This is a genomic window from Gracilibacillus orientalis, from assembly GCF_900114645.1.
GTDB lineage: Bacteria > Bacillota > Bacilli > Bacillales > Amphibacillaceae > Gracilibacillus > Gracilibacillus orientalis.
This window is the reverse complement of the sequence record NZ_FOTR01000006.1, coordinates 253,259-264,982: the sequence shown is the minus strand read 5'-3', so window position 1 is coordinate 264,982 and position 11,724 is coordinate 253,259. Positions and strand designations below refer to the sequence as shown.

Sequence of the window (11,724 nt, the reverse complement as noted above, 5' to 3'; positions counted from 1 at the left end):
GAACAACCGGCCCTAACAAATGACCTGATATAATGAATAACAAACGTCAAAATAATTGATTATTTATCTTTATCATTGTTAAAATCAGTCGGGTCATTCTCTTCCGTAAACTCAGTAGAATAGGCTAATTTTCTATCTCTCACAGTTACTCTCTCATCTTCATCTGCGAACAATAAGGGTAAACAGCATAAAGCGCCGACTCCTACTAATGTGTAGATTAGTCTGGAAAGTGCAGCATCTTGTCCTCCGAATATAGATGCAACCAAATCAAATTGAAATAATCCAATTAACCCCCAGTTTATACCACCAATAATTACTAATGCCAAAGCAATACGTTGTAGTGTATTCATTTATATCGCCTCCTTTTTTAAAGTGATGGTCATATTTATTATTAGTTTGTTTTTCTTAGTTATACGATCAATTAGAAAAAGTTTTTGCAATAAAAAAAAGACAGCCTTAGCTGCCCACTTTCATCTTAATCGATTCAAACAATTCTTCAATAATCAACAGAACCTTCTTCCTTATAGCCGGATTAAAATAATTCCGTTTTTCCTCTTTACGTTTAGCGTAATACGTGTATTCCGTAAATTGATCTGATTTATCAGTTAGCAATACACTTAATTTATTCTGGTACATCCGCTGCTTAAGTTTCCGTCTTTCCTCAATGGCTTTTTTCTCAACGGCTTCTAAAAAATGAATATATGGCTCACTGATCTTAAATATATTATTGTTACGTAATGTATCAAGATCTTTTTGAATTACTTCGACGGCCATGGACAAGAACAAATAACGGCTTGCTATTATGAATTCTTCATCAGTTATATTTCGCATAAAGACAACTCCACCACATTATTGATTTCCAATAGAACAATTTCTTCTGACGTATTTACATAAAGAGTAGTTCCATCTGATTTTATCTATATAACTTTCTGTAGTATGCAGTCTGTGATTGTTCCAGTAGACCGTATCGATCTTTTGGTTATATTAAATTGCTTCATTGATAGTACGTTGCGTTTCTCCCAGTTGATCTTCACTGAGTATAGGCTTTTCAACTTTCTGTTCTTCTTCAAATATATTATGAAGTATCTCCATATGTTCTGGCATCATCATTGCTGTCCATTTTTTATTATTATCAAGACTTTTTAAAAAAAATCTGGATAAAATTATATTTGAATCATTGTTTACATGAAGTTACTGATAGAAGAGTAGTTCAAATAAATAATTTTTGATAATGTCAATTTCATTGCTTATACTAGTTAAGGAATGTAGGTTCTTATTTGGGTTTGGGGGTTCCTGTGACCAATAAGAAAACACTTCTTACCAAGGCCAAAAAGCAAACAAGTTCCTAATTAATCTAACATGTAGGGTGTTCATCAAGTTAAGGTTGTCTTTTTCTTATACTACAAGAAAGATTGTGAAATATAAATCCTTTAATAAGAAGGGATAGTTCTCTCATAGCTGTTTTAATGTTGATTTTAACAAAGTCGTGATGTTTATAAAAAAGACGCGATGTTTTAAATAAAGTCACGACGTTTATAAAAAAGTTGCGAAACTTTTCCCTGCACCATTTTGAAAAAATCGAACCGTTTGTAAATGTTTGATCAAAAATCCTGTATTGCAGGATTTTTTTATTCAGCAAACGGGCCAGATTGTTGAAGAAACTGCATATGTAGAAGCGTATATAACATGACGAAAGCGGTATGTGATAAGGCTTTATCCATGAACCACTTATACACAAGGATATGGATTGCTGCATGTATACGCAAGATGTATATGGGATGTGGACTGATTTTAAGAGTGTGAGTCTCACTAACAAATAAATATTTATTTGAATAATTGTTTAAGAACGGTTGAAAAAATACTCCATATGCGATATATTGCATATAATATATTTATTTGAATGGAGGTTGACCATGCCTGTTCCCAAAAACTTTGTATTACCGGCACGAATGTCAGCTAAAGAAAGAGCATTTGCGCAAATTCAAAAATGGATCATTGACGGCACTCTTCAACCCGGAGAGAAAATCATGGACGCAGAACTTGCGGAAACACTTGCCGTAAGCCGAACACCGATCAGGGAAGCACTACAACTCTTGGAAATACAAGGGCTGGTATCGATGTATCCCGGCAAAGAAACCCGGGTGAAACAAATTGAAAAAGACGACATTCTAAAATTGTATCCAACCCTGGCAGCCCTTCACGCTCTAGGAGCCGATTACGCTGCCCAACATGTTTCGTCAGACTTCATTGAACAATTGAAAAAGCTGAACATGCAGTTCGAGCAAGCGATCGAAAATGGACTTACATTCGAAGCCATGGAAACCGATGAGCAGTTCCACAACCTGATTGTAGAACTCTCTGAAAATGAATATGTTGCTTCATTTAGCGCATCGCTGCAAATTCATATTCGAAGATTTAAGTATGTGTTCTTACAAGAAAAGTGTCACGCAACGAAGGCGTCTGTCGAAGAACATAATTCCCTCATCAATGCTTTACAGCAACAAAACGCGAAAGAGGCGGCCGTTAGGATGAAACAAAACATTATCCGGCCCATGCACGAACTGTATGCATTTATTAAATAAAAACGAGGCACCGCAGTTTATTACGGGCAGCAGGGGTGAAAAAAGAAGAAATGAGTAAACCATTTATCAGTGTCTGTAACATAAGATTTTATTATAGGAGGCTATCATTATGAGTCGGGAGAGGAAAGAATCTACAGAAGAAAAAAAAGACCTGCGAATTAGAAGCAAAGCAATTAGTGAGAGTGAAAACCGTACACCGAACCGAGCCTATCTTCGCGCTCTTGGGTTTCAAGATGAGGATTTTAAAAAACCAATGATTGGTGTCGCAAGCACATGGAGCGAGGTTACCCCATGTAATATACATATTGGTGATCTTGCTCGCGATTCCAAACTAGGAATCAGTGAGGCTGGGGGGTCACCGCTCATTTTTAATACAATAACAGTTTCTGATGGGATTTCAATGGGTACGGATGGAATGCGTTATTCCCTTCCAAGTCGAGATCTTATCGCCGATTCAATTGAATCCGTTGTCGGTGCTGAAAACCTTGATGCTTTTGTTGCTATTGGTGGTTGTGATAAAAACATTCCTGGCTGTATGATGGGGATTGCTCGTTTGAACCTACCATCGGTGTTTGTCTATGGTGGAACGATTTTGCCTGGGAAATTGCACGGGAAAAATCTTGATGCTGTTTCTGCCTTTGAAGGTGTAGGGCAATACAACAATGGTGAAATTGACAAAGATGAATTGCATAAAATTGAATGTGCTGCTTGTCCCGGGGCGGGTTCCTGCGGGGGAATGTTTACTGCAAATACAATGGCCTCCGCTGTTGAGGCGATGGGGATGAGCCTGCCTGGCAGCTCTTCTAACCCTGCAGTTTCAGCGGATAAATCTAGGGATAGCCGAAAAGCCGGACAGGCTGTCTATAACCTGCTTGAGAAAGGCATTTATCCGAAAGACATTATGACGAAAAAAGCATTCCAAAATGCGATCAATGTCGTCATGGCTTTGGGTGGTTCGACAAATGCCATTCTGCACTTGATGGCGATTGCGCACACTATTGATGTCAATCTAAGTCTAGATGACTTTGAATATGCTCGCAAGCGCGTACCACATATTGCAGACCTTCGTCCGAGCGGCAAGTATGTTATGGCAGATCTACACAATATAGGCGGGGTGCCCGCGGTTATGAAGTTATTGCTCGATAAAGGATTGCTTTATGGAGATTGCCTTACGGTAACAGGTAAAACCATCGCCGAAAATCTTGCCGTTCAACCGTGCCTTTTAGATGAACAGGAGATCATCGATTTTGATAATCCTAAACATCCTACAGGCCCCCTTGTCATTTTAAAAGGAAATCTCGCACCTGAGGGGGCAGTCGCAAAAATTTCTGGACTGAGTGTTACTCACATCACGGGGCCAGCTCGCGTCTTCGACAAAGAGGAAGAAGCAACGAATGCCATATTAAATAATGAAATTAAACCTGGCGATGTCCTTGTTATCCGTTATGCTGGACCCAAAGGGGCACCTGGTATGCCGGAAATGCTTTCGGCATCCTCAATTCTTGTAGGCAAGGGCCTTGGCGAATCGGTCTGTCTGTTGACAGATGGGCGTTTCTCTGGAGGTTCTCATGGTCTTGTTGTCGGGCACGCATCTCCTGAAGCGCAAGTTGGTGGCCCCATGGCATTACTCGAAGAAGGCGATATGGTTACAATCGATGCTGAAAAGCTTGAAATCAGCTTCAATGTTTCCGATGAAGTACTTGAGCAACGCAGGCAAAATTGGAAGGAACCAGAATTGAAGGCAAAGCGAGGTACTCTATTCAAATACGCCAAGCTTGTATCCTCAGCTTCGAAAGGGGCTGTCACAGACTAAACACCTTTGTAAATCAGCCACAGGTTAAATGATCCTGTGGTTTCTTATTTGTTTTTTTAATACCACTAACGGGCGCTTTAATGGAGGAAGGATCACAGAAATGATCAAACTTTTTTATAAAAACTAAACTTAAATCTACTGGATAAGAATCCATTTTGATCAATCTTTTTTCAAAATGGAATCTTTTTTGTGCCGTAGAATATGGGGTTTGTTGAACGTTTTTGATTAAACTTTATTTTAAAGCTACATTTAAATTTTCCTTTAAAGTTCAGAACTGTTCCTAAAAGTGACCCCCCACCCGTGACGCCAAAATCACATAGGGTAGGGGTTCTTCTTTGTTCACCTAGTTTCAAGATAGTCCAGAGGTTATAAATCTTGAACTTGTATTTTTAGTTTATGTAAAAATTGGTTTAAAATCAACACAATTATTTTTAAAGATTCCTGCTGTTAAATAAACATATTAATAGAGTTTTTATGATTTTTACGCACTTTTTAAAAATAAAGCGTATTTTACATATAGTTGTAAAGAATCTTTTAAGGATTTACTAAAGGTTTTGATATAATTTACCTAAATCCTTTTTGAGTTGCTGCTTTAGCTCTCCATTTTGTTGTTCTAAAGATTTAATCTTAAGGTTAAGACTATTAATTTTGTTTTTTAATGTTTCTATAATTACATCTTTCGATTTATCCGATATATTCCTTTTAAAATTCTCACCCGATTTTAATCCTTCTTGTTGAGAACGAAGTGTTTCTATCTGCTTTCTTAATTCTATTTCTTTATAAAGGAAAGCTTTAGACACACCTGCCATACTAGAAACTGTGTTAAAATTTATCATCATTTTTTCTTTAATCATTTTCTTGATGGCTGCATCCACTTTATTTTTTGCTATCTTGTTTTTCTCTTTAGAATGGGACAACAGACCTTCAATATTTGGGTTTTTATTAGCCATTTGAATCACGCTCATTTCCAACATATTCACGTTTGTTTTTTTGGGTACCTAAAATACCTGTACCTTCTTTAATTGAATTTCTTATTTCTTTAAATTTCTTTAATTTGGGCTGGATTAGCTCCACTGAACGAGTCCGGCCAGTTTTGTCATAAATTTCAATGTCAGTTTCCATTTTTAAAATTTGATCATTGTAATAATCTAAAAAGGTACTATCCACATGAAAGCTTCTACAATTGTTTTTAATACAAGGGGGCTCCAATGTTTGTTCTAAAAAGTCACAACTTAACTTAGGGCTTTTAATACAAAAGCCATGATCGAGCCTTATAGAATCCATATTGTGACGTATCCACTCTAACTCTAACCCATTTTCTTCAGCTTGTTCACTTAAATCTGCTTGAACAATGCCCCCTTCATTGTCAATGCGGATGGCATTTTGCACCTTTTCCCATTCTTTACGGAGTGTACTATCTAGAATTCTGGCATAAGTAAGTGTCATTTCAGGACCAGTATGAGCCATTAGTTTTTGGACATGTAAAATACTCATACCATTATTAAGTAAGTTCATGCCGTAACGATGCCTGAAGGCATGGTTTTTAAAATGAAAAACTGAGCCATTCCTATCTAGAATATGGCAATCACTTGCCAAGCGATTAAGAGCGTTTTTAACACGTCTTTGTGAAAATGCCTTGCCTTTATTTTTCCCTTTCAAAACTGGGAACAGGAAATGATTTGGATTGTTTTCATTAGTTGAATTAGGTTCTATTACTTCACGTTGCAGCTTAACAATTGATACAATCTCTTCTGAAATAGGAACAATATGCTCTTCCATGTTTACTTTTTGTTGATCCCCAACTAACCACCAACCATCATGTTTGTACAACAAGCAATCTATTTGGAGTTGGCACACATCTGAAATACGAAAACCAGACGCTTCCATTAAAATAACAATTCTTGCAATTTCAGAATCTAGCTTATGCAAATTTTCTTGGACTTGCTCCCATACATAATCTGGAACATGTTTAATATGATCCTCATAGATTTTATGTTTTCGTTTTGGATAATCATCTGGATAAATCAACATGTGAACAGGTATTGTTGGCGCTTCTCTCCATTCATAATCTTGCATGTGTTCGATCAATCTTTTTACATTCGAAATGCTCTCAAGGATATGTCTATTACTAGGGGTTCTATTTTTCGCATGGCTTCGACCTCCCATATCAGTATTACGAACGTAGAACAAAAAGCCTTCAATATCCTTTCGTGTTAAAGCATTAAGATCATTCCATAATGGATATTCATCTACTATATAATCAAAAAATAAATACATCTTTTTTAATATATTTTGAGCAGTGGCGTGAGTAATGGATTGCTGAACCAACAAATTTTGATAGATATATTTTTTTACCAATTCTCGGAATGGTTGTTTAATGTTTTCGAAGCTTATGAATTTATCCCTTCTAGACATGTTGTACGGGATACCTAATCTTTCTATATTCCATCTATCTTTTTCATGTTCTGGTCTCTCATCATAAAAGTCGTCAAAAAACCTGTAATAAGCCTTGGCAAAATTTATATAATAGGAAGTTCTTTTTTTACCATCCCTTACCATAATCAATGGTTTACCAATTTGAACCAAATGCCTTTTATAATTTGCGAATAATTCATCATGATAAACTTCTCTAACTGATTTAATCCTAGGATATACAGATTCTAAAAAGAGAACAAAGAATTTAAGGTAAGGAAAATGTTGATAAATAAAAGTAGATAATAACCACCATTCATTTTTGAACCCAAACATACCATAATATTTAAATTCGGATTTAATATATACATTATTTAAAAAGCTAAAATCTAGGGCCTTACGATCACTTGTCTTACCAAGGCGTTCCTTATAAGGGAATTCTTCTACTTCCCAAATATCAGACTTCCAATATCCATCTAGTAAATCTTCTACTTTATTCTTATTATTTAATGGGGTAACTAGATTACTTGTCATTGTTAGGTCCTCCTTGAGAGTGGGCTTTCTCCCAATTTCTCCGAATAGTTTCATCAGAAGGGTGGATGTACATATTCATAGTAGTTTGTACTTGACTATGTCCAAGCAATTTTTGGATGATTGCAACCTCAACACCTAGATCATGAAGGTTGGTTGCATATGTATGCCGAAGCATATGAGCTGTAAAGTCAATGCCTGTTTTATTATTTATTCTTCTAATCAGTGCTTGTAGGGTCCAATATTGTACTGGCTTTCCTTTGTTCTTCCCTCTAAGGTTTATAAAAACGTAATTAGTATCTATTCCATCATTATGGTAGTCAATTATGTAGTCTTGGAATCTGTTCATTGTTTCAGGTGAAATATAAACTTTTCTTTGTTCTCCAGCTTTTGTTTTCGATTTTCTAACTAGTACACTATTTTCATTAAGATTGAAGTCTTCAATCCAAAGTCTTAATAATTCCGTCGCCCGTAATCCACCTTCATACATTATACGAATCATTAGTTCATCACGTGAATTATTACAAGCAGAGTGTATTGCTTCTGCTTGCTCCTTAGTTAAGGTTTTTAATTTTCTTCGCGGTTCTTTAATTTTTAAAATATTTTTGTACCCTATATTGTCAGAGATATGATCTAAGAATCCCTTATATCTCTTGTTTCTAACAGTTATTTCTTTTGTGATTTTAGCTTTAATATCTTTTTGTAAACTATCATTTCTAAGGTGATAATCATAAAAGTCAACTACACAATTAATAATTTGATTTATTGTGTTTTCACTTCTTTTGGCCATATGATCTTGCATGAGAGGAATAACTTTGTCAGTCTTTCTAAAATATCTTAACCAGTGAATAAATTCAGCTAATATATTTAAATCTATATCTTTCCAATACTTGTCCTCAGCATATAAATACTCCCAATATAACTTAAGGTGATAGCAATAAGTTTTTAAGGTATTAGGTGCTTTACCCAAACTATCTTTATATTTGATATATTTCATTATTGGAGTGATAGGTTCTCTTTTTTCATTTAAAACTATCCACCGTTTTTCTTCAGACTGAGTTATTACTTCATATACATTAATTTCACACACCCCCCATATTCATTATAAACGTTAATTACATTATTGAAATAGTATATTTATAAGGTAAATAACAATAAAAAAATAGTATGAACAGTATCTTTATTTACTTTATAAACTATTTATAATTATACTATTGTTTACTTATTTCCACGTTCAATCATAAATAATCACCTCATTAACAAGAACGCACGTTCCTATTATACGACTGAATATTAAGTTTATGCAAATTGTATTTATTGGAAGGAATTTAATAGAATGTGTCGAAAGTAATAGTGTATATGTCATAGATGAAAGAAGGATCTTTATGCATCCTAAAAGACGATTTAAAATCGAAACATCTAGGGACTACAAAAATCATCAATTGTGTATATTGGTATACGATCGCAAACTTGAGCAGCATTTTCTTTACACTGAAGATGAAGTGGAAAACATTCCTGAAGAACTGGCAGAGATAAAAACTACATCATTACAAAATGGGAAAGAATTAAAGCTGGTGAGTATCGAGTGAAAGAATTTTCTCAGTATCCAGTAGTATGATTAAAAAGTACCTACCAAATAAGTAGGTGCTTTAATTATCACATCTACCCACGTATTATTTTTACCCCAAAAAACTCCCCCAAATACTTTCATTTTAATGCTTGATTATGCAATCTTGTTAATTAAGAGAAATTCATACAATCGTTGATATAACAATGCTTATTTCGCTTTTAAATGTTTGCTTTGCATGTTAACCTTAGTATCTAGTTAAATATATGATATCATATTAGTACGGAAGCAATAACAGTAAAGTGAGGGAAAAAAGTTGTCAGTAAACGTCCCAACCAAAGCACCAATCTTGATGAAAAATGTCTACCAAAAAATTTTTCCGCAAGTAAAAAGTGAATTGAATTACTGGAAAAAACGTGCAAATGAAATAACGAATGAAGAACTCCGTACCCAAGCCTTAGCAAGTATTAGAGATAAAAAATTTCACTGTCAAGGTGGTAGTGTTTATAGTTTATTAGCTGGAGATGAGTGGCGCGAAGCCATTCGATTTATTGTTGCTTATCAAACGATTAGTGATTATTTAGATAATTTGTGTGATCGGAGCACTTCACTTGATCCAACTGATTTTCGTATGCTTCATCAATCAATGGAAGATGCATTATCACCGGAAAATGAAATCAAGAACTATTATCAATATCGTGAAGAACAAGTAGATGGGGATTATTTAGTTGATTTAGTCCAGACATGTCAACAAGTATTACTTAAGATTAGTAATTATTCGATTTTTCAATCACATATGGTTCAATTAGAATCACTCTACAGCGATTTGCAAGTAAATAAACATGTGGTTCATGATCAACGTATCCCGCGGTTAGAACAATGGTTCCAGCAACACCAGCAAAGATGGCCAATGTTAAGCTGGTATGAATTTTCGGCATGTACAGGTTCTACTTTGGGGATTTTCTGTATGGTATCGTATGGGCTGAATGATCAGATGACAGAGGAAATGGCGGAAAAAATATTTGATAGTTATTTTCCTTTCTTACAGGGCTTACATATTATGCTTGATTACTTTATTGATCAACAAGAAGATGAGGAAGAAGGCGACTTAAACTTCTGTAATTATTATCAAACTCCACAGGAATTGGAGCAACGTCTTGTCTATTTCGTAGAACAGACCAATCAGCATGTTCAATCGTTACCAGACCGCCGTTTTCATGAAATGATTCAACATGGTTTAATTGGTCTTTATTTAGCTGATCCAAAAGTGAAACAAATGAAGCAGTTTGAAACAATTGTGAAACGGTTGATAAGAGTGAGCGGACGCAAGTCGCAATTTTTCCATTGGAATATTAAAGTGTATAATCGATTGGCAGGAAGATATTAAGAAGAGGAGTTTTAACCCAAGCAGAATAGGAGTATGCTTGGGGTTTTTTTATTTCATCAAACGTTTGAGTAATTTTAACCCGTTTTTCATATTTGGGTAGCGAAGCGGGAGATCAAATGTTGTTGTTTGTTTCAACACACTCTTTTGATGGGAAAAGGTAAGAAAACTTTCCTTGCCATGATACGCTCCCATGCCGCTATTACCAACCCCGCCAAATGGTAGATAGGGAGAGGCTAAGTGATATATTGTGTCATTAATACAGCCGCCACCAAATGATACTTTTTCAATCATGTCCTCAGCTAGGGCATCATTTTCGGAGAAAAAGTAAAATGCAAGCGGATCAGGATGATGTTGCATACCATGAATGACATTATCTAAATCTTGGTATTCCATGATCGGTAGTACAGGGCCAAAGATTTCTTCTTGCATCACTGCATCGTCCCAGATAATATCTGTTAACAAAGTTGGTTCGATCTTTAAACTTTCGCGATCGCTTTTTCCGCCGAGAATGGTATTACCATTTGTTAAAAATCCTTGAAGACGATCAAAATGTTTTTCGTGTACAATGCGCACAAAGTTTTGATTCTCTAAAGGATGTTCCCCATACATTGTTGCAATCGCGTGTTTGAGCTCTGATAAAAAAGATTGTTTAATATCTTGGTGCACATATAAATAGTCAGGAGCTACACATGTTTGACCGGCATTGGTAAATTTGCCCCAGGCTACACGTTTTGCCGCTACTTCAAGGTTGGCATCTTTATGAATGATAGCGGGACTTTTTCCACCTAATTCTAATGTAACAGGGGTTAAATGCTTCGATGCTGCTTCCATTACAATACGCCCTACAGGAACACTGCCAGTAAAAAAGATATAGTCGAAATTTTCTTTGAGTAAAGCTTGGCTTGTTTCTGCAGCACCTTCGACAACTGTTACAAATGTTTCAGAAAACTTGTCTGAGATCAGTTCTTTTAAAATGGAAGATGTTTCTGGTGTATATTCGGATGGCTTAATTACCGCACAATTACCTGCAGCGATAGCACCAATTAGTGGTGCAAGTGCCAACTGGAAGGGATAGTTCCATGGTGCAATAATTAAAGTGATGCCATATGGCTGTTGATAAATATAGCTTTTAGAACCGGTATGGGTAATCGGTGTTTTTACTTTTTTTCGTTTGATCCATTTGGGTAGCTCTTTGATCGTATGATCGATTTCACTATATAGAATCCCGATTTCCGTCATATAGGTCTCCAGATTTGATTTGTTAAGATCTTGTTTAATAGCCATAAGAATTTTGTCTTCATATTCTTTAATGCCTGCTTTTAACGTATTCAAAGCATCGATACGAAAGCGCAAATCTTTTGTGTGATTGGTTTCAAAATAATGTTTTTGTTTGGTAAGGAGTGATGAATAATCTTCCATGTGTCTCATTCCT

11 protein-coding genes are annotated in these 11,724 nt (G+C 35.6%); 4 read left to right on the top strand and 7 right to left on the bottom strand.

The features are described 5' to 3' along the window. Window positions 1–59: 59 nt before the first annotated feature. The 3 genes from BM121_RS13035 to BM121_RS22475 form a co-directional block, all read right to left on the bottom strand. Complete coding sequence (locus BM121_RS13035) at window positions 60–350, bottom strand: DUF378 domain-containing protein (protein ID WP_091484083.1); 291 nt, start codon at window positions 348–350, stop codon at window positions 60–62. A gap of 106 nt (window positions 351–456) precedes the next feature. Continuing rightward, entirely contained in the window at window positions 457–831 is a 375-nt protein-coding gene (locus tag BM121_RS13030) for a YhjD family protein (RefSeq protein ID WP_091484082.1), read from the bottom strand. A gap of 153 nt (window positions 832–984) precedes the next feature. Further along, complete coding sequence (locus BM121_RS22475; RefSeq protein ID WP_245780800.1) at window positions 985–1,092, bottom strand: hypothetical protein; 108 nt, start codon at window positions 1,090–1,092, stop codon at window positions 985–987. An 821-nt stretch (window positions 1,093–1,913) separates the two neighbouring features. Between BM121_RS22475 and BM121_RS13020 the strand changes: the two genes are divergently transcribed. Further along, window positions 1,914–2,582, top strand: a complete 669-nt coding sequence (locus BM121_RS13020) for a GntR family transcriptional regulator (RefSeq protein WP_091484080.1) — start codon at window positions 1,914–1,916, stop codon at window positions 2,580–2,582. A 109-nt stretch (window positions 2,583–2,691) separates the two neighbouring features. Next, the gene (gene ilvD, locus BM121_RS13015) at window positions 2,692–4,395 is read left to right on the top strand and encodes a dihydroxy-acid dehydratase (protein ID WP_091484079.1); all 1,704 of its coding nucleotides are present in this window, start codon (window positions 2,692–2,694) and stop codon (window positions 4,393–4,395) included. A gap of 545 nt (window positions 4,396–4,940) precedes the next feature. Here the strand turns inward: ilvD and BM121_RS13010 are convergent. The 3 genes from BM121_RS13010 to BM121_RS13000 are packed head-to-tail and all read right to left on the bottom strand — an operon-like array spanning window position 4,941 to window position 8,428. Continuing rightward, window positions 4,941–5,345, bottom strand: a complete 405-nt coding sequence (locus BM121_RS13010) for a DUF6262 family protein (protein ID WP_091484078.1) — start codon at window positions 5,343–5,345, stop codon at window positions 4,941–4,943. Beyond that, the gene (locus BM121_RS13005) at window positions 5,338–7,341 is read right to left on the bottom strand and encodes a tyrosine-type recombinase/integrase (protein ID WP_091484077.1); all 2,004 of its coding nucleotides are present in this window, start codon (window positions 7,339–7,341) and stop codon (window positions 5,338–5,340) included. Before BM121_RS13005 ends, BM121_RS13010 begins: the two co-directional genes overlap by 8 nt. Continuing rightward, the gene (locus BM121_RS13000; RefSeq protein ID WP_245780799.1) at window positions 7,331–8,428 is read right to left on the bottom strand and encodes a tyrosine-type recombinase/integrase; all 1,098 of its coding nucleotides are present in this window, start codon (window positions 8,426–8,428) and stop codon (window positions 7,331–7,333) included. Before BM121_RS13000 ends, BM121_RS13005 begins: the two co-directional genes overlap by 11 nt. 295 nt (window positions 8,429–8,723) lie before the next feature. Between BM121_RS13000 and BM121_RS12995 the strand changes: the two genes are divergently transcribed. Both BM121_RS12995 and BM121_RS12990 read left to right on the top strand, forming a co-directional pair. Continuing rightward, entirely contained in the window at window positions 8,724–8,927 is a 204-nt protein-coding gene (locus BM121_RS12995) for a hypothetical protein (RefSeq protein WP_091484076.1), read from the top strand. A 294-nt stretch (window positions 8,928–9,221) separates the two neighbouring features. Further along, window positions 9,222–10,292, top strand: a complete 1,071-nt coding sequence (locus BM121_RS12990; protein ID WP_281244820.1) for a tetraprenyl-beta-curcumene synthase family protein — start codon at window positions 9,222–9,224, stop codon at window positions 10,290–10,292. Window positions 10,293–10,340: 48 nt separating this feature from the next. Here the strand turns inward: BM121_RS12990 and BM121_RS12985 are convergent, their stop codons facing one another. Continuing rightward, window positions 10,341–11,711, bottom strand: a complete 1,371-nt coding sequence (locus tag BM121_RS12985; protein ID WP_091484075.1) for an aldehyde dehydrogenase — start codon at window positions 11,709–11,711, stop codon at window positions 10,341–10,343. Window positions 11,712–11,724 lie beyond the last annotated feature (13 nt).